At 70.1% G+C, this 21,720-nt stretch carries 16 protein-coding genes; 4 read left to right on the top strand and 12 right to left on the bottom strand.

Features of this window, described 5'->3' with window-relative positions; genetic code table 11:
* Positions 1-112: 112 nt before the first annotated feature.
* From J2S57_RS17660 to eccD, 9 genes are all read right to left on the bottom strand, one after another.
* Entirely contained in the window at positions 113-457 is a 345-nt protein-coding gene (locus J2S57_RS17660) for a hypothetical protein (protein WP_307244263.1), read from the bottom strand.
* Positions 454-894: a YbaB/EbfC family nucleoid-associated protein gene (locus J2S57_RS17655; RefSeq protein WP_307244261.1), complete on the bottom strand. Its 441-nt coding sequence runs from the start codon at positions 892-894 to the stop codon at positions 454-456. Before J2S57_RS17655 ends, J2S57_RS17660 begins: the two co-directional genes overlap by 4 nt.
* A gap of 21 nt (positions 895-915) precedes the next feature.
* Positions 916-3,915, bottom strand: coding sequence for a hypothetical protein (locus J2S57_RS17650; protein ID WP_307244258.1), 3,000 nt, complete (start codon positions 3,913-3,915; stop codon positions 916-918).
* 40 nt (positions 3,916-3,955) lie between these two features.
* Positions 3,956-7,189 carry a hypothetical protein gene (locus J2S57_RS17645; RefSeq protein WP_307244255.1) on the bottom strand — a complete coding sequence of 1,078 codons (3,234 nt, stop codon included), beginning with the start codon at positions 7,187-7,189 and terminating at the stop codon, positions 3,956-3,958.
* A gap of 91 nt (positions 7,190-7,280) precedes the next feature.
* Complete coding sequence (locus J2S57_RS17640) at positions 7,281-7,679, bottom strand: hypothetical protein (protein WP_307244252.1); 399 nt, start codon at positions 7,677-7,679, stop codon at positions 7,281-7,283.
* A gap of 82 nt (positions 7,680-7,761) precedes the next feature.
* Entirely contained in the window at positions 7,762-8,055 is a 294-nt protein-coding gene (locus tag J2S57_RS17635; protein WP_307244250.1) for a WXG100 family type VII secretion target, read from the bottom strand.
* A 49-nt stretch (positions 8,056-8,104) separates the two neighbouring features.
* On the bottom strand, positions 8,105-8,425 hold the full coding sequence (locus J2S57_RS17630) for a WXG100 family type VII secretion target (RefSeq protein ID WP_307244248.1): 321 nt from the start codon (positions 8,423-8,425) through the stop codon (positions 8,105-8,107).
* Between the two features lie 108 nt (positions 8,426-8,533).
* Entirely contained in the window at positions 8,534-9,901 is a 1,368-nt protein-coding gene (eccB, locus tag J2S57_RS17625; protein ID WP_307244246.1) for a type VII secretion protein EccB, read from the bottom strand.
* A 1-nt stretch (position 9,902) separates the two neighbouring features.
* Complete coding sequence (eccD, locus tag J2S57_RS17620) at positions 9,903-11,300, bottom strand: type VII secretion integral membrane protein EccD (RefSeq protein ID WP_307244244.1); 1,398 nt, start codon at positions 11,298-11,300, stop codon at positions 9,903-9,905.
* A 149-nt stretch (positions 11,301-11,449) separates the two neighbouring features.
* On the opposite strand from eccD, the gene eccCa reads away from it, so the two are divergent.
* The 3 genes from eccCa (at position 11,450) to J2S57_RS17605 (ending at position 17,242) form a co-directional block, all read left to right on the top strand.
* On the top strand, positions 11,450-15,412 hold the full coding sequence (eccCa, locus tag J2S57_RS17615) for a type VII secretion protein EccCa (RefSeq protein WP_307244242.1): 3,963 nt from the start codon (positions 11,450-11,452) through the stop codon (positions 15,410-15,412).
* A 188-nt stretch (positions 15,413-15,600) separates the two neighbouring features.
* Positions 15,601-16,197, top strand: a complete 597-nt coding sequence (locus J2S57_RS17610; RefSeq protein WP_307244239.1) for a sigma-70 family RNA polymerase sigma factor — start codon at positions 15,601-15,603, stop codon at positions 16,195-16,197.
* A gap of 1 nt (position 16,198) precedes the next feature.
* Positions 16,199-17,242 (top strand): hypothetical protein, encoded by a 1,044-nt coding sequence (locus J2S57_RS17605; protein ID WP_307244238.1) that lies wholly within the window; start codon positions 16,199-16,201, stop codon positions 17,240-17,242.
* A gap of 31 nt (positions 17,243-17,273) precedes the next feature.
* Here the strand turns inward: J2S57_RS17605 and J2S57_RS17600 are convergent, their stop codons facing one another.
* Positions 17,274-18,248, bottom strand: coding sequence for a class I SAM-dependent methyltransferase (locus tag J2S57_RS17600; RefSeq protein ID WP_307244236.1), 975 nt, complete (start codon positions 18,246-18,248; stop codon positions 17,274-17,276).
* A gap of 84 nt (positions 18,249-18,332) precedes the next feature.
* On the bottom strand, positions 18,333-19,172 hold the full coding sequence (locus J2S57_RS17595) for an RICIN domain-containing protein (protein WP_307244234.1): 840 nt from the start codon (positions 19,170-19,172) through the stop codon (positions 18,333-18,335).
* 337 nt (positions 19,173-19,509) lie between these two features.
* Here J2S57_RS17595 and J2S57_RS17590 point away from each other — a divergent pair, with 337 nt between their 5' ends.
* Positions 19,510-20,700 (top strand): M20 metallopeptidase family protein, encoded by a 1,191-nt coding sequence (locus J2S57_RS17590; RefSeq protein ID WP_307244231.1) that lies wholly within the window; start codon positions 19,510-19,512, stop codon positions 20,698-20,700.
* 68 nt (positions 20,701-20,768) lie between these two features.
* On the opposite strand, the gene J2S57_RS17585 is transcribed toward J2S57_RS17590, so the two are convergent.
* Complete coding sequence (locus J2S57_RS17585) at positions 20,769-21,665, bottom strand: RICIN domain-containing protein (RefSeq protein ID WP_307244229.1); 897 nt, start codon at positions 21,663-21,665, stop codon at positions 20,769-20,771.
* Positions 21,666-21,720: the final 55 nt, after the last annotated feature.

Raw genomic sequence — 21,720 nt, 5'->3', positions numbered from 1 at the left:
CAAGCCACCTCTTTCCGGTCGTGGTACTCAGAATGCTGACGCCCCGGGCCCTCCCCCGGGCACGAAAACGGCCGGTCGGATCACGGCGTCCGCGATCTGACCGGCCGGTCGATCAGTGCTTGCCGCCCGACGTGCCCGCACCCCAGTTACCCACGGTGGCCGCGTTCTCACCGGCGATGTCGCGCAGGGCGCCGGCGGTGGTGACCCCGTCGGTGAACTTCAGCAGGGTCTCGCCGAGGCCGCCGGTGGTGCTCTGGCTGATCTCGCCGACCATCTTCCAGGTCTTCTCGACACCCTGCGAGAGCTCGTCGTCGGCGTTGCCGTCGATGATCGAGCCGATCTGGTTGAACATCCGGTCCATCCGGTCGCGGATCACCCCGAGCCCGCTGACGGCCAGGTCCATCCCCTGGATGCCGGCCCCGAGGCTGTCGGGGTTGTGGCTGATCTCACCGCTCATGGGAGCTCCCTGCGTCTCGGAATGTCGTCGGGCGCCACGTTGGGCATGGACCGCCCGGCCGCGTCGAGCAGACTGTCCATCAGATCGTCCATCGTAGACGCCGGATTCATCAGGTCCAGGGGCAGCGCGGCATTCGGCGTGAGCTCGGCGATACTCGCCATGCCCGCCGCGATCGCCTGGGACCGGGCCTCTTCAATCGTCTCGACCAGCAGCTTTCCCAGTTCGGCGGGGGCCAGGGAACGGTAGGCGCTGGCTCGGAACGTGATGTCCTGCACCTCGCCCCGGCCACCCACCGTGACCGTGAACATCTTGTTCTTGGGCGTCGCCTTGTGCACGGCGGAGTTTCCGCGCATCCGGATGTCGTCGGCCAGCTGCCGCACCTGGTCGAGTTCGTCCTGCGCCCGCCGGAACTCGCCGAGCTCGTCCTCAGACTTCATCGTTACCTCCTCTTCCACCACTCATCGCTGGTCATCGGTCCGGGCCGACCGTCGCGCCCGGCCCGGGGTGTTCATGAAATCGGTGTCGGTCTCCGGGTTCTCCAGGTCCGGAACCTCCAGCGGCGCCTGCAGGTCGTTGTAGAAGCGACCGACCACGGCCGGGCCGACATCGGGATCGGAACCCCACACGTCGTCCACTCCCTGCATGTTGACGTTCCGGTTGCGCCCCTGGTCACGGCTTCGGGACGAGGCGGTGAACGACCCGGGCACGCCTCCCGCGCCGGGCATCATCGGCATCATGCCCGGTGCACCGGCGCCGCCGATAGAGCCGACAGCGGCACCCGCACTCGCTCCGGCCACCGACGACGGCACACTGAGCGTGCCGATGTTCTCCACACCCGCCAGTTTGCCACCCGGTTCGAATGCCTTGACCGAGAAACCGGTTCCGCTGCCCAGGTCGGTGGCCAGGGACTTCGAGATGTTGCCCAACGGAGCGTCACTGCCCGACGGCATACCGAAATCACCGCCGCCCTGGCCCACCCCGAGTCCGTCGAGGGCCGTGGGGAACTGACTGGAGGGCAGGTCGAGACCGAAACCACCCGAAGAGCTGCCCCCGGTTCGACCCTGAGCGACCGGGTCGTTACTCAGACCGAGCTCGGACAGCTGCCCCGGGCTCAGATCGACGTCGTCGAGAAGCCCCGCCCGCTGCAGGTCTTCCAGCTGACCGGGGGTCAGGTCACCGAGCGACTCCAGCGCGGAGCCGTCGCTCCCCAGGAGCCCGTCCTCCTGGAGCGTGCTGAGCTGCTCGGACGTGACCGGGACGTCGTCGAGCAGCCCGGCGTCCTGCAGGTCGCCGAGCTGACCGCCGGTGAGATCCCCCAGGTCCTGGGGGCCACTGAGCATGCGCAGGCTCGACCCGGAGTCCAGCGAGGACGAGGAGAACAGCATCGCCCCGTCGTCGTCGGAGCGGCCCGGCCCGGAGTCGGCTCCGACCCCGTCGAGCAGCCCGTCACCCTGCAGCTCCCGGAGCTGGTCGTCGCTCAGGTCGCCGAGCGTCGAGGCGTCTGGCGCGTCCAGCCCGGCCGAGGCCAGGGCGTCTCGCATGTCGTCGGTGAGCGGGATCCCGTCGAGACCACCGTCGTCGCGGCGCTGGATGAGCTGCGTCGCGGTCAGGCCGCCCAGTCCCGCCGGCCCCAGGATCCAGTTGTCGTCGTTGTTCTGCTCGCTGCTCACCACCAGGTCGTCGAGCAGTCCCTGCTCCTGGAGCTCGGTGAGCTGTTCCAGGGTGAGCTCGTCGAGAGTGACCGCCCCGTCGGCCGCCATCCCGGCGTCCCTCAGGACGTCCCGCATCTCGTCGGTGACGAGGAACTGCTCCAGCTGCCCCGAGGTCTTGACCCGCGACAGCTGGCCCTGGCTCATCGTGCCCAGCGACAGGCCCAGCCCGGCGGATCCGAAGCTCGAGCCGCCGAAGCCACCGTCGCCGCCGCCCGAGCCGACGAGCGTACCGGCGCCCATGACGAAACCCGGATTGAGCTGCCCCGCTCCGGCTCCGCCGGCCGCGCCGCCGTCGGCCCCGAAGCCACCGTCACCGAAACCGCCCGCACTGCCGGAACCGAACGCGTTCGGGTCGGTGCGGAAGGCCGAAGCGTCTCCCCCACCGCCGAACTCGCCGGCCCCGTTGACGACGTCCTGGGTACCGAACGTGTTCGCGTCGCCACCGCCGCCGAAGAAGCGGGTGTCCTGCCCCAGGCCGAGCCCGCCCGGGCCGTTGCCGGTCGGGGTGTCCGGCGGCAGGTTGGTGAACGTGTTGCCGACCTGGCTTCCGCCCGTGGCCGGATCGGGGTCACCGTTCTCGCCGTCCCCGAACTGGTTGTCACCACCCGCCCCCGGAGAGTTGGGATTGTTGTCGGCGTTCGGGGTGTTGTTCTGGGAGGTCTCGGTGCCGTCGCCGGGGATCGGGCGCCCCTCGAGAGCGGCCGTCGCCCGCTCGAACTCGGTCACCAGGCGGGTGGCGGCGGCCAGCGAGTCGGGGAAGAGCGACGACACCTCGGTGGCCCACTTGGCCCGGATCGCGGAGTCGAGCGCCGTCCAGCTGCCGGCCTGGAACACGTCGTACGGCCCGGCCGCCGCCCCCAGTTCCGGGATGGTCATGAGGATCGTGTGCGAGGCGACGGTCTTCTCCTCACCACCCCCGGCCCCCAGGACACCGTCGGACGTGACGTTGTGGTCGGCGTTCAGGTCCTGTCCGGCCAGGGCCGCCAGGGTCGACTCCAGACGGGCACTGTTGAGCAGCTTGATCACGAAGTTGATCGGGTTGAGCAGTGCCCCCTCGTAGCGGGCACCGAGATTGGCCAGCTCCCGCAGCACCTGCTCCTGGAAGTTGCGGGCCGCCTGATAGGCGCCGTCGAACGCCGAGTCCCAGGCCTGGGCCTTCTCCCGGGCGCCCTCGACCTTGCCCATCGCGGTGTGGATCCGCGACACGAAGGTCTCGCTGGCCGAGCCCCGGAACGACGTCGAGTCCTGGTCGAGATTGTCGAGCATGGACAGCATCTCGTCGAGCTTCTGGCCGTAGTACTCGGCCACCGCCGCATACCAGAGGCGGGTGCGGTGAAGACTGCTGGGGTCCAGCACCTTTCCGTCACCCATGTAGCCGGGCACGGCCTGGTAGAACTGCTGCCAGGCGTCCCGGGTCAGCACCAGGTTGCCCACGCCGGGCGTATTTGCGTCGTACGTGTTGATGTTCGGGCTGCCGGCCAGCTGGATCTCCACGTACTCGTTCTTCGTGGAGTCCAGCCGCCGCCAGAAGGTGAGCTTCCCGTCCGTCCGCTCGGCCGTCCAGCCCGCCGAGGGCTTGTCGCCCTGGGCCACCAGAACCAGCCAGGGTGGTGCCCCCGGCTTGCCCACCTCCCCCGGGGTCACCGCCGGATCGATCGATCCCACCCCGCCGGGCGCGCCCAGAGCGTGCATGAGCACGTTGAACACCACCTGTTCGATCGAGGTCCCCGGTTCGTACGGTGCCATCTCTCCTCATCGCTCCTGAAAAAGTTTGACGCCGGCCGGCTCAGGCCCGGCCGGGCCTGCGCTGGTGGTCGGGCTTCGGCGCCGGGCGCGGTGCGCTCGGGAAGCCCGGCATCATCGGCTCTTCCGTGACGTCGAAGTCGTCGTCGGCGTCGGAACGGCCGATCACTGCGGGGGCGGCGTCGAACGGATCCGTGCCCCAGACGTCTTCGTCCTCGGTGAGCCAGGTCTTGCGTTCCCGCTCCTTGCCCTGCGCGCCGCCACCAGGATTACCCATACCGGGCATCATCGGCATCATGCCCTGGCCACTGGTGCCGTTCAGCTTCGCCGCCGCGTCGGCCGCCTGGGCGTCCTCCATCGACGTGGTCAGGTTGCCGATGTTGCTGGCCCCGGCCAGCTCACCGTCCGGCTTGATGCCGCCCGTGGAAAGGCCGGTGTTGCCCGGCATGTTCGACGACATCGCCGCGGAGACGTTCTTCAGCGGGGTGCCGGTGTCGGCCCCGAGACCACCACTCGCGCCGCCGCCACCGACGTCCATCGTGTCGATCGCCGTCGGGAACGAGCTCAGCGGGGTGTCGGAGCCGAACGAGTCGGGGCTCAGCCCCGATCCGAGGCCCCCGCCCAGACCGTCGGTGCCCGGGTCGGAGGAGGACAGTCCCGAACCGAGACCCGCCCCCAGCCCCGAACCGAGCCCCGAACCGAGCCCCGCTCCCAGCCCGCCGGTGTCCGCGTCGAGACCGGAACCGCCGACCCCGAGCTCGGCCAGCTGGGTGGGGGTCAGGTCGACGTCGTCGAGCAGACCGGCCCGCTGCAGGTCCTGCAGCTGCGCGGTCGACAGGTCACCCAGCGAGTCGATGCCGGTGGTGTCGGACCCGAGCAGACCATCGGCCTGGAGCTCGGCGATCTGCTCGCCGGTGAGCGGGATGTCGTCGAGCAGTCCCGAGCTCTGCAGTTGCGAGAGCTGCCCACCGCTGAGATCGCCCAGGTCGGAGGGTGTCTCGGTGAGCGACGAGCCGAGGTCGAGGCCGTCGCCGGAGCTCAGCAGCCCGGAGTCCTGGAGGATCTGCTTGTCTTCGTCGGTCAGACCCAGGTCGTCGAGGAGCCCGTTGTCCTGCAGGGCGTCGAGCTGGTCGAGGCTCAGGTCGCCCAGCGTGCTCGCACCGTCGGCCGGCATCCCGGCCTCGGCCAGGGCGTCGATCATCGCGCCGGTGAGCGGCACGTCGTCGAGGGCCCCGGACTCCTGCAGCGCGTCGAGCTGGCTGGCGGAGAGGTCGCCCAGGTTCTCCGGGGTGAGCAGACCGGCCTTCGAGAGGATCTCCTGGTCGGCCGCGCTCAGGTCGATGTCGTCGAGCAGCCCGGCGTCGGACAGGGCGTCGAGCTGAGCGTCGCTGAGCTCACCGAGGTTCGTGGCGCCGCCGGCCGGAAGACCGGCCTCCTCCAGCGCGTCCCGCATCTCGTCGGTGATCGGCTGGTCGTCGAGCGCACCCGCGTCGCGCAGGGCAGCGAGCTGCTTGCGCCCGAGCTGGCCCAGGGAGGTGGGCGTTCCGGCCGCACCGCCCAGCCCCAGACCGTCGCCGATCCCTCCACCGATACCGCCGCCGATGTCCCCGCCGACACCGCCGCCGACACCCCCGCCGACACCGCCACCCACCTCGGCGTCGGGGATCCCGTTCCCGTCGGAGTCGAGCCCGCCGCCGAAGTTCGAGCCACCGGTGGCGCTCTCCTCGGAGTCCAGGATCCCGTTGTCGTTGAGGTCGAGTTCCGGCGCCAGCGAGGACATCCGGTTCAGACCCGTGAGGGTCTCGTCGTCCGGGCCGAGCCCACCCCCGCCGCCGCTCGAGAAGAACGGGCTGTCTGTCGTGTCGAGGTTCAGGTTGGGGCTGGAGTTGGGGTTTCCGAGGCCGTCGTCGAGGTTCAGGCCGCCGCCACCACCGCCACCGGTGAGGTCGGGCGTCGGGCCGAAGTTCAGGTTGGGGCCGTCACCCCAGTTGAACGACGGGATGTTGAGGTTGTTGTTACCGCCGCCCCCACCACCGCCGCCGCCGCCCAGGTCGAAGTTCGGCCAGTTGATGCCACCGGTGTTGAGACCACCGCTGTTGACGTCCGCGTTGTAGGGCGGCTTCGGGTTCTTCTTGACCTCCGGCACCTTCAGCTGCGGCACCGCGGCCTCGAAGGCCGTGTTCATGGCGGCGGCGGACGCGATCGTCTTGGGGAACGACGCGGCGAGCATCTCGGCCCACCGTTTGCGCAGGCCCTGGTCGATGACCTGCCAGCTCGCCTTGTTGAAGACGTCGTGCGGGCCGGGGTTCTCGATGCCGGGAATGGTGATCGAGATGGTGTACCAGTTCTTGACACTGTTGGTGATGAGGCCACCACCGTTGTCGCCGGTACCACCGTTGGTCGCGAGGTTGTCGCCGGAGTTCAGGTCGGTCAGCGAGGCGTTCGGATTGCTCGTCTGGGTGGACGTGTACCCGTTGGACTGCCGGCCGCCGTTCGCCTGCTGGTAGTTGCTCGTGACGGTGGCCCCGTTCAGGGCCTTGACCACGAAGTTGTGGGGGTTGAGCAGGGCGCTGCCCAGCGTCGGATGGCTCCAGACCTTCCGGAACTCCTCGTCCAGATCCTTGGCGAACTGGGCGGCCGCGTCCCCCGCGGCCCCGAAGGTCTTGGTGAAGCTGTCGCTGGCGGCCTTGGCCTCGGCCACCTTGACCTTGCCGATCTCGACGGACCGGACGTAGGCCTGGCTGGCCGACCCCTTGAAGGCACTGTCGTCCTTCTTGACGTCCTTGATCATGTTGTCCATGTCGGTCCAGCGATTGTGGTAGTACAGCCCCATCGCATCGAACGCGGCACGGGTGTTGAGGATCGAGGCCGGGTCGAGCACCGAACCCGACTGACTCCCCACCAGTTTGGGAACCTCCCGGGCGAAAGTCTGCCAGGCGTCCCGAATCTTGGGCAGGTCGCTGCCGCTGAAGCTGCCGGTGTCTTCCTTGCGGATCGTGGTGTTGTTGTCCGCCGTACCGGTGAGCTGGATCTCGATCCACTCGACGTGCGTACCCGGGTGCTTACGCCAGAACGTCAGCTTCCCGTCGCTGGTCCCCGGCTTCCAGCCTGCGGTCAGCTTGTCTTCCTTGTGGCTGACGTAGAGCCACTCCTTGGTGCCGGAGGCAATCGTGGCAGGCCTGAACTCGTCAGCCGGGTCCTTGTCGCCAGCCCCCACGCCGAGACCGAATCCCAGCACCCGGGCCACCACCATCTCAATGGTGACGCCAATGTCCATCCCTCTCACCACTCCTGATCTCTGGCTGACCGCCCGGCCGCACCGGCCCGGTGGCCGGTGCGGCCGGCACCGTCGTCACTGTCGTGACAGGTCAGGTGGTCTGACCGCCACTGGTCGTCGCCGGTCCGCTCGCAACTTCCTCGACGTAGTACCCGAACTCGTCCGCCGTGATGTTGTTCAGGTTCTGGATCTCTTCCTGGTTCTCCAGGAGGTCGTCCAGACCTTCGTAGAGGTTCTCCGACTGGATCTTGAACTGACCCATCCGGCCGGCGAAGTTCTCGCGCACCGCCTCGGCGGCGTTGTACAGGTTCGTACCGGGGGTGAACTTACCGCCACCGCTCGGCATCACGAGCTTCTGGCTCAGGTTGAACGTCTGACCCGTGGTCCAGCTGTGGTAGCCGAGCCGGGAGACCGCCTGGTCGTAGAAGTTCGCGAAGTCCGTCTTCCGGGCCTTCAGGTAGGCCTCGTTGATGACGATGGGCTCTGCCATGTCTTCTGCCTCCCTTCCCTTTTCAGGTGGCCGCCGGCGACCGGAGGACACCGGTCACCGACGTCCGCACGCTGACGTCTGGTCAGCCGCCGAAGCCGGCGGCGCCCTTCTTGTCGCCCATCAGGATCTCGTTGTGGATCGCGTCGAGCGCCTGAATACCCTTGCCCATCGCCATGTTCATGGCGGTCTGGCCCTGGTTCCACTCGTTCTGCGCCACCGCGTAGTTGGCGGGGGCCTCACCCTCGTTGGCGATCTTGAAGGCCTCGGCCGCGCGGGTGAGGTCGGCCAGCGAGCTCTCGAGCTTCTTGGTCAGCGCGATGAGGTCGGCGCCGGTGTCCAGACCACCCTGCGGGTTGTAGCTGTAACCGTTGGTCATCTCGTCTCCAGGGATTCTGTAGTTGCTTGTGCGGATCCGCGGAAGCGGATCAGACGCCCTGCGCCCAGCCGGAGCCGTAGCTCTGGTTGTTCGTCTCGGTCGTCGTGGTGACGACGCGGTACTGGCCCATCGACTCGTTGATCATGTTGAGGGCGTTCTGCACGCGGGTGAAGCCGGAACGCCACTCGCTCATGCTGTTCTGGTAACGCGTGGCCGCGTCACCGGAGTACGAGGACGCCAGCAGCGCCTGCGCCGAGTCGACGCCGCTCTGGATCGTCTTGCACTCGGCCTGCGCGGTGTCGAACGCCGCGAGCATGTTCTGGGTGGTGACCGGGTCGTATGTCCTCTGGCCGTTGGCACCAGTCGCCATGACGGTTTTCCTCTCCTGATGGGGTGTCGCGCACCGGCACACCGACTTTCGGCGTCACCGGCTCCTTCCCGCCAGGAACCTCCTGGCGGTGGTCTGAAAAGATGCCCGTCACCGCAGGCCCGCCGTGCTCAGCAGGGTTCCCGGGCGCAACAGGCCGATGAACGACCGGGGCACACCGACCGCCTGGGTCGCGTCGTACCCCAGCGCCTTGATCACGTCCTCGTCGGCCAGCGGGTACGCCGTGCCGGAGTCGTTGACCAGGAGGTACGAGGGGTTCGAGCCGTCCTCGGCGAGCGAGAGGCCGACCAGGCGGCCGGCTCCCGGCACGACCCGTACGGCCTGCGTGGGCTCGCTGACGTTCTCCTGCGTCGAGCCGTTGCCGACGTGCGCCCCGGCCGGCAGCGGGGCCCGGACCAGGTCGACCTGGTCGGTGCCGGCCGCGGACTGCTCGACGCACGGCGCGCTGCCGCTGGACTCGCGGTTCACCGCCGGCGGAACACTCGGCAGGCCACTGCTGTTCGCGGGCGACGTCTTCTGCGCCGCGGCCAGCCCGGCCGCGCTGATGGTGCGGGTCGGACGGCCCGAGTCGCCGCTGCCGAGCAGGTACTGGGTGCGGTTCAGCGCCGACAGGCCGTTGCGCTGCAGCACGTAGTAGGTGCTGTCGACGGTGGTCCCGGTGGCGAAGAAGTCACCGATCCGGGCCCGCTGACCGTCGATCTCGGGTCCGGGCCCGCCGGCGCCGGGCACCGGGGACGGCCCCAGTGTGGGACCGGCCGGGATCAGGTCGAGCCAGGCCGTGGGCACCCGCAGCGGGGTCACGTTGCCCCAGCCGAGTACGTCCGCCACCCAGGGCTCGCCCAGCGGCAGGGCCTGCCCCTGCCAGAGAAGGGTCGTACTGCGTCCCGGGGCGGTGACGAGCAGGCCCTCGTCGTCGGTGAAACGGTCGGTGGACGGCTCCGACCCGATGTCCGTGACCACCCCGACGGTGGGGGCCGTGGCGTAGTTCGCGCTCGGGGTGGTCGCGCAGACCCGCCAGATGCCGGTCGCGAGGCCGGTCGTGGTGGGCAGGCTGTCGGGCGCGCCCTGGATGCCGATCGGTTCCCCGCGCGGAACGTCCTGCAGGGTGCTGCTCTTCACCGACGCCGTGGTCACCGCCCCGCCGACCGCCAGACGCGCCGAGGCCAGGTTCTCCACCGGGCGCAGCAGACCGTCGATCATCAGGTAGCGGCTGCCGTCGGTCTTGTTGACGATCAGGGTGTTCGCCGCCTGCCAGGCGGTCGAGCCGCTGGACGAGAGCAGCGCGTACAACGCCACTCCCCCGCAGGCCAGCAGGCCGACCATGACACTGGCCGCGAAGCCGCGCAGGTCACGGCGGGTGGGGTTCTCCACGCTGTCCGGCTCGGCGCTCACCAGCGCGCCCGCCAGCCGCTGGGTCATGTACGACTGGGCCTCGACCTGGTCCCGGCGTGACTGCATGTCAGCCCACCATCGAACGGATCAGGGCGTAGTAGCCGAGGACGCCGATCGCCAGCGGTACCAGCGCCGCGAGCGCGAGCACGTGCAGGATGTCGCCGGCCCGGCCCCAGACCGGGGTGAGCCGGCGCAGCTGGAGCGTGTGGGCGAGGGTCGCCAGGGTGGCGGCGCCGGCGGCCAGGGCGGTGACGAGGAGCAGGCGGCCGAGGGTGTTCGCGTCGGCGGCGGCGCAGATCGCGATCGCGCCGATGCCGATCACCGAGGGGACGGCGAGGGCCAGGCGGTGCCAGGCGCTGGTCATGACGCGCAGGGCGAGCAGCGGCGGGATCGAGGCGACGGCGGCGGCGCACGGGCCGAGCCAGCCGGGTTCGGCGGCCAGGAGCACCAGGGCCACGGCCGACGGAAGGCCGATGCCGACGTAGAGGGCGGTCATCAGCTGGTCGGCGGTGGCGGCGCCGTCGACGACCTCGGCCCCGGGTTCGGGGTCGATGTCCTTCTGCAGGTCCTCGGGCACGACGGGGAGTTCCGGCAGACGCAGGCGGCAGAGCCGGAAGCCGAGGTTGGGCACGTAGGGCCGGACGGCCGCGGCGAGCAGCAGCCCGAGCGTGGCGATCTGGACGTACTTGAGGTTGGTCAGGAGGACGAGGACGCCGGTGACCAGGGTGAGAACGGTGGTCACCAGGAGGAGGGTGACCCAGGGGGTGATGCGGCGGGGGCGGATGATCAGGTTCGCGGCCATGCCGGTCACGACGAGCATGGTGGCGGCGACGAACATGGTGACGGCGGGCCCGGTCCGGTCGGCGAGCTCGAGGAAGCCGGACAGCCCGATCGCGCCGTCCACCCCGAAGAGCACGGCACCGCCGGCCAGGACGACGGCGACCGCGCGGTCCTTGACCCGGTGCTCGGCGACCCAGGCACCGCTGAGGAACGCGACGGCGGCGACGACTCCGAAGGCGGCGCGGGCGAGGGATCCGCCCTCGAACCAGAGGGTGGCGGCGCCGACGAGCATGGTCGCGACCGAGGTGACGAGGGCCGCGGTGCGGGTCCAGGCCGGTCGCCACAGCCCGGAGCGGGTGCTCAGGCCGGTGGCGATGCCGTCGATCAGGTCGTCGAAGTCGAGCGGCGGGATCTGTTCGGAGCGGGGGCGCAGGTGCAGGTGCTGGCCGTCGGCGAGGCCGAGTTCGTCAACGGTCTGGTCCTCGTCCAGGGGGGTCTCACCGAGGCGCTGCAGAACCCAGCCGCTGTGCTCGAGGCCACGGTCCGCGAGGTCCGGGCCGAGCGCGTGCAGCAGGGCGGGCAGCAGGTCCGCGAGCGGCACGTGGACGGGCACCGACAGATCGACCTGGCTGGTCGGTCCGGTGATGACGAGCCTGCAGAGCTCGCCGGTGCTGGTGTCGGGCATACCGGGTTGCACGTGGCGGACGTCCGGTCGGTTCACCGATCGGATCTCGATTCGGATGAATATCCGGTGAGCGCTCCGGCCACCTCATCCGTGTGAGTGGTGTGACGACCGTACCTTTCCGCCGGCCCGCACGCCGGAACGGACCGGAGATGCCGCACGGGGAGATCACTCTCCAGGAGCCGCCCGAACTGCCGGAGGTCAAGCCGGCGGGAATGCGCATGCTCATCACCGTGCTGCCGATGATGCTCATGACCGGCGGCATGCTGCTCATGTACACGAACCGTGGCAGTGGTGGCAGCTCCGGCGGTGGGGGCATGAGCTACCTGATGATGGGCATGATGGCCGCCGGCATGGTGGGCATGGCGGCCGGTCAGATGGTGACGGCCGGCGGTGACCGCAAGCACCAGGTCGGGGGCGACCGGCGCGACTATCTGCGGTACCTGTCCCAGACGCGTCGGCAGGTGCGCACCTTCGCGGAGAAGCAGCGCTCGGCGCTGGCCTGGCGGCATCCGGACCCGGAGTCGTTGTGGTCGATGGCGATGACGAGCAGGTTGTGGGAACGGCGGCCCGCACACCCGGATTTCGGTGAGTTGCGGGTCGGGTACGGTCCGCAGCGGCTGGCGGTGCGCATCACCCCGCTGCAGACCAAGCCGGTGGAGGACCTGGAGCCGATCGCGGCCAAGGCGCTGCGGCGGTTCATCAAGGCGTACACGATGATCCCGGACCAGCCGGTGGCCCTGTTCGTGCGGGGTTTCGCGCACATCCGGGTGGGCAGCGACGAGGGCACCAAGGAGGACGCCCGGCAGATGGTGCGGGCGCTCATCGCCCAGCTGGTCACGTTCCACGCCCCGGACGAGGTGCTGGTGGCGGTGTGCACGTCGAAGGACGCGGCGCCGGAGTGGACCTGGATGAAGTGGCTGCCGCACGCACAGCACGAGAGCGCGGTGGACGCGGCGGGCCCGGTGCGGTTGTTCGGGGAGTCGCTGGAGGACGTGGAACGTCTTCTGGGGCAGCCGTTCGGGGAGCGCGCGAAGTTCGAGTCGGGTGCGACTCCTTCGCGCGAGGAGCCTTTCGTCGTGGTGATCAACGACGGTGGACGCATTCCGCCCGGCGCGCGGTTCCTCGCCAGCGGTTACCGGAACGCGGTGATGATCGACCTGGACGGGCACGCCGAGGCGGCGGGCCGAGGGGTGCTCACGCTGGACGTCACGGCGACGAACGTGGACATGGTGAAGAAGGACCGGGTCGGCCGTGAGGTGCGGACCCGGCTGTGCTCGCCCGACGGCCTGTCGCTGAACCGGGCCCGGTCGCTGGCCAAACTGCTGGCGCCGCACTCGACCCGGAGCGGCGGCTCGGACCAGCAGGTGCAGGACGGTCTCACGGCGGACCTGGACCTGCCCCTGCTGCTCGGGATCGACGACCTCGAGAACTACGACCCGCGCCCGGCCTGGGCCTCGCGCAAGCCGAAGGACCGGCTGCGGGTCCCGATCGGCGTCGCCGCCGACGGTTCACCGATCGAGCTGGACATCAAGGAGTCCGCCGAGGACGGCATGGGCCCGCACGGCATGCTGATCGGCGCGACCGGCTCGGGCAAGAGCGAGCTGCTGCGCACCCTGGTGATGGGTCTGGCGGCGACGCACTCGTCGGAGACGCTGAACTTCGTGCTGGTCGACTTCAAGGGTGGTGCGACCTTCGCCGGCCTGGACGACCTTCCGCACGTGTCCGCGACCATCACCAACCTGGCCGACGAGGCCGCTCTGGTCGACCGGATGCACGACGCGCTGAGCGGTGAGCTGGTGCGGCGCCAGGAACTGCTGCGCGCGGCGGGCAACTACAGCTCGGTGCGCGACTACGAACGGGCCCGGGTGAAGGGCGCGGCGCTCGATCCGCTGCCCACCCTGTTCCTCGTCGTCGACGAGTTCAGCGAGCTGATCGCCACCCACGGCGACTTCATCGACCTGTTCGTGATGATCGGCCGGCTCGGCCGGTCGCTGGCGGTGCACCTCCTGCTCGCCTCGCAGCGTCTGGACGACGGCCGTATCCACCAGCTCGAGGGTCACCTCTCGTACCGGATCGGTCTGCGTACCTTCTCGGCCATGGAGTCGCGGGCCGTCATCGGTGTGCCGGACGCCTACGAGCTGCCGTCGGCGCCCGGTAACGGTTACCTGCGCTCCGACGTCGCCACCATCACCCGTTTCAAGGCCGCCTACGTGTCCGGCCCGCACCGGCTGCGGTCGAAGAAGATCCGCCAGGAGGTCATCGCCAGTCAGGTGCTCCCGTACGGGGTGAGCTACCTGCCGGTGGCGAAGCCGGTGGAGGCCGAGGAGGAGAAGCCGAAGTCGGAGGACGACGGCGAGGGCGTGGCCGCGCCGCTGCAGTCGTCGGTGATGTCGGTGCTGGCCTCACGCCTGTTCGAGCAGGGGCCCCCGGCGCACCAGGTGTGGCTGCCCCCGCTGGAGCAGCCGCCGACGCTGGACCAGGTGCTGCCGCCGCTGCTTCCCGACCCCGACCACGGCCTGCGCCCGGTCGAGAGCGATCCCTCGCAGCTGCTGCAGGTGCCGATCGGTCTCATCGACAAGCCGTTCGAGCAGATCCGCGACCTGCTGGTGGTGGACCTGGCCGGGGTCGGTGGCCACGCCGGTATCGCGGGTGGCCCGCAGAGCGGCAAGAGCACGCTGCTGCGCACGCTGATCACCGGTCTGGCTCTCACCCACTCGCCGCGCGAGGTGCAGTTCTACTGCCTCGACTTCGGCGGTGGCTCGCTGTCCGCGATCGGTGACCTCCCGCACGTGGGTGGGGTGACCGGGCGGCACGACCCGGACCGGATCAACCGCACGATCGCGGAGATCTCCACGCTGCTGACCGAACGTGAGCGCCAGTTCGCCGCGCTCGACGTGGCCGGGATGCCCGCCTACCGCGAACTGCTGGCCTCGGGCGCCGTCGAGGACCCCTTCGGCGACGTCTTCCTCGTCGTGGACGGCTGGTTCACGCTGCGCCAGGAGTTCGAGGCGGCCGAGGAGAAGGTGCGCGAGATCGCCGGGCGGGGCCTGAACTACGGCGTCCACATCCTGCTCACGGCCTCTCGCTGGTCGGAGATCCACCACACGATGCGCGACAAGATCGGCACCAAGCTGGAGCTGCGGCTGGGTGACGCGGTCGAGTCCGGCATCGACCTGCGGGCCGCGGCGCAGGTGCCGAAGCAGGCGGGACGCGGTCTGACGGACAGCAAGCTGCACTTCCTCGGCGCGCTGCCCCGGATCGACGGCCTGAGCACCGCCGCCGACCTGGTGCAGGGCACCCGTCACCTGGTCTCGTCAGTCGTGGACAGCTGGAGCGGGCCCACGGTGCGGCCGGTGCGGACGCTGCCGATGCAGCTTCCGGTCGAGGACCTGCCCGGGGTCGAGGGCGACATCCGGATCGCCCTGGGCCTGGACGAGACCCATCTCAAGCCGGTCTGGCACGACTTCCGCGCCCAGCCGCACCTGACCGTGCTCGGCGACACCGAGAGCGGGAAGACGAACCTGCTGCGCGTGGTGCTGAAGGGCATCCTCGAGCGGTACTCCCCGCAGGAGGCACGGATCATGGCGGTGGACTACCGCCGCGAGCTGTTCGACCTGATCCCCGAGGAGTACCGCCTGGGCTACTCGGTCTCGCTGGACACCACCAAACACACCGCGGCGGACGCTGTCTCGGGTCTGAAACCCCGGCTGCCCGGGCCGGACATCACCCCCGACCAGCTGCGCCGCCGCGACTGGTGGAAGGGCCCCCTGCTGTTCGTCCTGATCGACGACTACGACCTGATCGCGGGCATGGACAATCCGCTGAGCGAGTTCGTGCCGCTCCTGCCGCAGGCCGGTGACATCGGCCTGCACGTCGTGCTGACCCGCGCGGCGGCCGGCCTGATGCGGATGTCGATGGACCCGGTCCTGCGCCGGATGCAGGAGCTGAACACTCCCGACCTGGCGCTGTCGTGCCCGCCCAACGAGGGCCCGCTGCTGGGCAACGTGAAGGCCCGGCACCTGCCGCCCGGCCGGGCCCAGCTCCTCACCCGGCGTGGTGGCCGGCTGATCCAGACCGCGATGGCACCGGCCCTGGAGACCGCCGATATCTGATCGTGACGAAGAGGGCGGCCCCACAGACCTGTGCCGACCGGCGGCAGACCCTATGCAGCAATATGCGCCGATCTGTGACGGAGCCATAGTCAATAGGGTTTGCCCCCGTTCTTCCCGGGGGGCCGTCCCCCTGAGGGCGGGGGCACACCCTGTACCGAGCGTCACTCTGTTCTTGCCAGGCTCGGAACATGTCGCAGATCGCGGAACAGACCCGGCCCCTGTCGACCGTCCCCCGGGTCCGTCCCACCACTGACACCGTCGGCCGCAGCGAGCAGGAGAAGCGCTTCGTCGACCTCGTCCACACCCATCGCGCCGGCCTGCTGGCGTACACCAGCCGCCTCACCGGGGGTGACACCGGGCGCGCCGAGGACATCGTTCAGGAGACGTTCACCCGGGCCTGGCGACGCATCGATCTGCTCACCCCGCAGCACGGCTCGGTGGGCTCCTGGCTACGCCGCGTGGCCGCGAACGTCGCGATCGACCACCACCGCATGCGCCAGGCCCGCCCCAGCGAGGTGGAGCTGCAGCACCACGACGCCCCGATGCGGCAAGATGGGACAGACGGGACTGATCAGATCCTCGTCGGGATGGTGGTTCACGACATGCTCAGCTCAATCTGGCCGGAACACCGGGCAGTGCTCGAAGAGGTCTACCTGAAGGACCGCACCGCGGCCGAGGCCGCCGAAGTGCTCGGCATCCCGGTCGGTACGGTGAAGAGCCGCCTGTTCTACGCGTTGCGTACCCTGCGTGGCAACGCCCTGACGAACGGGCTACGGGCCGGCTGACATGAACGCCCAGCAGATCACGATCGCCGCCGCGGTGATCCTGATCCTCGTCGGACTCCTCCTCATCGGGCTCGGCACCCGCCCCACCAGCGCGGCCGTCCACGTCCCGGTGGAGGAGGCGGACCCGTCCGGGACCGGCACCGGTGAACTGCCCGAGGTCACCGCGATGGATGCCCTCGCCGACCCCGCCGACCCGCCGGAAGACGTCGAAGACCCCACTCCCCCGCTGGCCGTCGTCGAGACCCGGCCCTTCGTGCCGCTCGTGCGCCCCGGCCACGAGAGCACCCCGCCGGAGCGGCACCGCTGCCGCGACCAGGTCGGCCCCGGGCTGGACGCCGACCTGGCCGAGGTGGTCCGCCTGCTGGAGAGCAAGTCCCCCGAGCTGCGCGGCATGCTGCTCAACACGTCCTCGGCCGTCGTGGCCCAGGAGCTCGCGGTCCTGCGCGCCTACCTGCGTGGCGCCCTGACCGGGCTGGACACCCGGCTGCGCAACGGCCCCGCGCACGAGGGTGACCGCGACACCGTCGCCTGCCTGGTGGCCGGGCTGAACCGGCTGCCCGTGCACCACGGCGCCTGCTTCCACCGGGCCCCGCGCGGCGAGGTCCGGCTCAACACCTTCTTCCCCGGCAGCGTGCTCACCGAGCCGGCCTTCACCCGGGCCGACCGCAACGCCTTCCCGGCCAGCGGGGTCGACGCCGGTCCCCTGGTCAACTACGTGATCTGGTCGGAGACCGGGCGTCGCACACCGCTTCTCGTCGGGCACACCGACACCGTGATGTTCGACGTGACCACCCGCTTCCGGGTCCTCGCCATCGACCAGCAGCACGGGGACGCCACGGTGTACCTGTTCGAGGAGGCCGACCGGCCCTCCCCCCGGGCCCGCCGCGAGAACCAGGTTCTCGAGCACCTGCGCACCCGGGCCGCCGCGGCCGGGGTCGGCCCGATCGACGGCCCGGCCCCCTCACCGGTGTCCCATCCGGGCCTCGACGACTTCGGGCGTCCGTACGCCCTGCGCACCGATGCCGAGACCGAGTCCGTGCGCTGAAACCTGTGGCCGTCACCGGGCGCCAGCCGGTTCAGGCGCGGCGGGCCGAGTAGAACTGGAAGACGCTCCCCTCGCCCCCGCTCGCCGAACAGGTCTCCAGACTCAGCCCGGACGCGGCGATCTCGGCCCCGGTGACCAGGACCGGTGTGTGCCCGAACACCACCAGCACCCCACCGGGGGCCACCACCCGGCTCAGTCGCGCCAGGTGCCGACGGGCCTGCAGCGTCGTCACCACCTCGGCGTTGAGGAACCGGCAGAACACGAAATCGGCCGTTCCGTCGGCCAGTACGGGGAACGCCGCGTCCGCGTGATGCACCTCGTCGACCCGGGAGGCCGCGTGTCCGGCCATCTCCGCGGACAGGTCCTGCCCGATCGTGCGCGCCCCCGGCACGCCCCGCTTGACCGCCGCCAGGAAGTCACCGGTCGAGCAGGCCGGGTCGAACACCACCGGATCCGGCCGGGAACCGCCTGCCACCAGCCCGACCGAGACCTCCCGCAGCAGTTCCTCGCCCCGGGCCAGCGAGTCCGGTCGCCCGGCTGGCAGCGACCAGCCCTGCGGCGGCGAGAGCATCTCCCCCTCCGGGTAGACCTTGCTGAACGGGAACACGATCTCGGTACCCGGCCGGCGCGCGATCACGTCGATCACCCCACGCCGCTCCGCCTCGGTGAACGGGTGGAAGAACACGCTCACGGCCCGGGAGTCCGACCGGAACGTGTCGAGCACCCCCAGCACGTGGCCCGCCCGCACCCGCGAGCAGTACGGTTCCGCGATCAGCCCCTGCTGCCACAACGGCGACAGCAGCTTGCGGCCCACCACGACATCGCCGCCGACGCGGACCGTGAACAGGTTCTGCGGGAACCTGTCCAGGGGCTCGGTCCAGGCCCGGCGGCCGCGGTCCCGCACCACCGAGCCCCGGAACGCGCTCACCGGCCCGGCCGCGGGGATGTCGGCGGCAGCCAGCAGATCCTTCTCGACGGGTAGCCATTCGGCCTCGGCTGAGCTCACCGCTGCATTGTCCCGGATCACCGGAGGGGCCGGACCGCGGCCGTCACCCGGTACCGCCGCAACGGGTCGACCGGCCGGAGCGGGTCAGCTCTTGCTGAACGTCCAGACGTGGTCGTCGTTCGGCGAGCACGGGTACAGGGTCAGCACCTGGTCGATCTTGTCGTTGCCGCCCGCGTTCGAGATGTCGAGGCAGAGACCACTCTTCACGTTGATCAGGTAGAAACCGTTGCCCTGCTTCTGCTTCTTGAACATCTGGTTGTCCTGGTCACCGATGTTGCAGGCGCTCATCGTCAGCTGGGTGCCCGATCCCATGACCTCCCGGCCGGGGACGTCGAAGCACCACTTCGACTTGGCGTTGCGCAGCAGGAAGGTGCCGTTCGACTGCAGAACGGTCTCGTACTCCTGGTTGTCGGTCGTACCCGGGTAGCAGTAGTGCGAGACCGGCGTGGTGAGCTCGGCGACGCCCTCGGCGCCCGGCAGGTCGATGCAGCGGTTGTCGAGGACGAGACTCTTGATCGTCCCGACGTTGCGGACGACGGTGTCGGGCTTCTTCTCGACCGCCTCGGCCGCCGTGACCGCCTTGTCCTTCTCGGCCGTGCTCTGCTTCGCCACCTTGGCCGGCGCGGAAGACGGGGCCGGCTCGGCCTTCTCGGTGACGGTGCGGGTGCGCACCGGAACCGGGGCCTCGGCCTCCTGCGTCTGCGTCCTCTTCGGCCGCGGGGCCACGCTGGTCTGCACCGGCTCCGTGGTCGCCTCGGCGGTCACCGTCGGGTCGGTCACCGGTCCCAGTTCGGTGGCCGTGAGCGCCGTGTTCTGCTGCGGTGTCCCGTCGGAGCCCGCGACCATGCTCACGGTCGCCACCCCACCGAGGGCGATGCCACCGACCACGGCGATCACGCCCGTGATCACGGCGACGCCGTGCATCCCCTGGAGGGAGAGGGACCGGCCGAACCGGCTCCTGCCCGGGGAACGCCCCGGCTCCGGGGGCGGCACGGCCGAACTCCCGCCATCGGAATTCTGCTGTTCGCTGTTCACGGTTCTTCTCCCTGGAACGGCTGCAACGCCACGGCTGCGACCCTCCACCTTGGCAGCACCACACGGATGCTCCGGGCCAAGTGTTCACCCGACCACCGGCCGGGGATCAGATCTGCCCTTTCGTCATACCGAACGAGGTCCGGAAAGACATTGACCGACCCCTCGGCGCCGCACCCGATCCGTAGCACTCTCGTCCCGGTGACCTCTGGGCTGCCAGATTGATCAGATGAAGAGCATGCCGAACTTTCTCGACGACGTGGCGCCGCTCACCCCGCACCTCGTCGCCCTGCGTCGCCGTCTGCACACGGTGCCTGAGGTGGGCCTGCACCTGATGCGCACGCAGGCACTGGTTCTGGAGGCGCTGAACGGGCTCGACCTCTCCGTCTCCACCGGTCTGCGGCTGTCGTCGGTGGTCGCCGTGCTGCGGGGCGGGCGGCCCGGGCCGGTCGTGCTGCTGCGCGGGGACATGGACGCGCTGCCGATCACCGAGAGCACCGGCCTGGACTTCGCCTCCACCGACGGAGCCATGCACGCCTGCGGCCACGACCTGCACACCGCGGGCCTCCTCGGCGCGGTGCGCCTGCTGCACGAGCGCAGGGCCGACCTGCCGGGAACGGTCGTGTTCGCGTTCCAGCCCGGCGAGGAGGGTTTCCGGGGAGCGCCGCTCATGCTGCAGGAGGGGCTGCTGGACGAGGCGGGCGAACGTCCGGTGGCGGCCTACGCGATCCACGTCGACTGTGCGAGCCCGCGAGGGGTGTTCAGCACCCGCCCGGGCGCGATGATGGCCAGCTCGAACGGCATCACGCTCCGGGTGCGGGCGGCCGGAGGACACGCGGCCCTGCCGCACGGGGGCGTCGACCCGGTGCCGGTGGCGGCCGAGATCATCCTGGCCATCCAGACTTTCGTCACCCGCCGCATCCCGGTGGGTGATCCCGCCGTGATCTCGGCGACCCGGCTGGCCAGCAGCTCGTCGGCCCCGAACGTGATGCCCCACGAGGTACAGATCGATCTCGGCGTGCGGGCGCTCTCGGAGGAGACCCTCGAACTGGTGACGACCGAACTTCCCGCCCTGGTGACCGCGCTGGCCGCCGCGCACCGCTGCTCCGTCGAGGTGGGCGTCCGTCGTTCGTATCCGGTGACCCGCAACGACCCGGCCGAGACCACCCGGGTCGTGCGGTGGCTGGAGGAGCTGCACGGGAAGGAGCAGGTCAACCTGCTCGAGACCCCGGTGATGGCCTCGGAGGACTTCTCGTTCATGCTCGAGGAAGTCCCCGGAACCCTGGTGTTCCTGGGAGCTCAGGTCTCCCCCGACGCCGCTCCCCCGCTGCACTCACCCACCGCGGTCTTCGACGACTCGGTGCTGGGGATGCAGGCCGCGACCCTGGCCGAGCTGGCCTGGCGACGGCTCTCGGCCTGAACCCTCCGCCTGAACCGTCCGCCCGAACCGTCCGCCCGAACCGTCCGCCCGATCGGCCGGCCTGAACCTCAGGACGAGAACGTCCACACGTGGTCGTCGTCCGGCGAGCAGGTCAGCAGCCGCAACTGCTGGTCGGCCGCCAGGTTCCCGTCACCCTCGTCCGAGACGTCCAGACACAGGCCGCTCTTCACGTTCTTCAGGTAGAAACCGCCGCCCTGCTTCTGTTTCGTGAACATCTGGTTGTCGCCGTCACCGAGCAGGCAGGTGTGGGTGTTCACCACGATGCCCGACTCGGCCGCGCCGGAACCGTTCACGTCGAGACACCAGTGCGACTTCACGTTGCGGATTGCGAACGTGCCGTCGGGCTGCAGCAGGAGCTCGTACTCCTGGTTGTCGCCGCTGCCGTAGGTGCAGGTGTACTGGGTGACGAGCACGTTCTCGCCGGCCGCGCCGGTGCCCGGAAGATCCACGCACAGACCGGTCTTCAGATTCTTGATCAGGCCGGCCGCTCGGACGACCGGGCCCGGCGCCTTCCGCCTCGGACCGGCGCTGGCCGAGACCGCCGGCTTCCCGCCCTTGGGGGACGCGGTGACCCCGACCGTGCGGGTCACCGTCTTCGTGCGGACCGGGTCCTTCGTCTCCGTCGGCTTCACCGGTTCCGTCTCCCTCGCGGACTCCGGGCCCGCAGTGGCACCGGCCGTCGGGGGCGCCACCGTGGACTGGAGATCGGACGCGGCCAGCGACGCGTCCTGCGCACCACCCCCGCCGGGCCCTCCACCCACCGCGTCGATCGCGACCATCCCACCCAGCACCACACCGGCCACGACCGCCAGTGACCCCGAGATCACGGCGACACCGCGCAACCCCCGGGTGGGGACGCCGACCCCGGGGCGGCGGCCCGTCGCCGGGCCCTTCCCGGAGTCGAGGAAACCCCGTTCGCGCTCGGTGCGGTCCTCACCACTCACGGTCGCCCTCCCACGAAAACGGCTGCTCGGGAGGGTTCACCGTGACATCCGGCCC

Source organism: Kineosporia succinea, assembly GCF_030811555.1.
GTDB lineage: Bacteria > Actinomycetota > Actinomycetes > Actinomycetales > Kineosporiaceae > Kineosporia > Kineosporia succinea.
This window is presented reverse-complemented; position numbering and strand designations above follow the sequence as displayed.

What these genes read in the sequence shown, in the direction of transcription:
- J2S57_RS17660 (WP_307244263.1), bottom strand. Translation starts at nt 457, where the DNA reads ATGAGCGGTGAGATCAGCCACAACCCCGACAGCCTCGGGGCCGGCATC.
- J2S57_RS17655 (WP_307244261.1), bottom strand. Translation starts at nt 894, where the DNA reads ATGAAGTCTGAGGACGAGCTCGGCGAGTTCCGGCGGGCGCAGGACGAA.
- J2S57_RS17650 (WP_307244258.1), bottom strand. Translation starts at nt 3,915, where the DNA reads ATGGCACCGTACGAACCGGGGACCTCGATCGAACAGGTGGTGTTCAAC.
- J2S57_RS17645 (WP_307244255.1), bottom strand. Translation starts at nt 7,189, where the DNA reads ATGGACATTGGCGTCACCATTGAGATGGTGGTGGCCCGGGTGCTGGGA.
- J2S57_RS17640 (WP_307244252.1), bottom strand. Translation starts at nt 7,679, where the DNA reads ATGGCAGAGCCCATCGTCATCAACGAGGCCTACCTGAAGGCCCGGAAG.
- J2S57_RS17635 (WP_307244250.1), bottom strand. Translation starts at nt 8,055, where the DNA reads ATGACCAACGGTTACAGCTACAACCCGCAGGGTGGTCTGGACACCGGC.
- J2S57_RS17630 (WP_307244248.1), bottom strand. Translation starts at nt 8,425, where the DNA reads ATGGCGACTGGTGCCAACGGCCAGAGGACATACGACCCGGTCACCACC.
- eccB (WP_307244246.1), bottom strand. Translation starts at nt 9,901, where the DNA reads ATGCAGTCACGCCGGGACCAGGTCGAGGCCCAGTCGTACATGACCCAG.
- eccD (WP_307244244.1), bottom strand. Translation starts at nt 11,300, where the DNA reads ATGCCCGACACCAGCACCGGCGAGCTCTGCAGGCTCGTCATCACCGGA.
- eccCa (WP_307244242.1), top strand. Translation starts at nt 11,450, where the DNA reads ATGCCGCACGGGGAGATCACTCTCCAGGAGCCGCCCGAACTGCCGGAG.
- J2S57_RS17610 (WP_307244239.1), top strand. Translation starts at nt 15,601, where the DNA reads ATGTCGCAGATCGCGGAACAGACCCGGCCCCTGTCGACCGTCCCCCGG.
- J2S57_RS17605 (WP_307244238.1), top strand. Translation starts at nt 16,199, where the DNA reads ATGAACGCCCAGCAGATCACGATCGCCGCCGCGGTGATCCTGATCCTC.
- J2S57_RS17595 (WP_307244234.1), bottom strand. Translation starts at nt 19,172, where the DNA reads ATGCACGGCGTCGCCGTGATCACGGGCGTGATCGCCGTGGTCGGTGGC.
- J2S57_RS17590 (WP_307244231.1), top strand. Translation starts at nt 19,510, where the DNA reads ATGAAGAGCATGCCGAACTTTCTCGACGACGTGGCGCCGCTCACCCCG.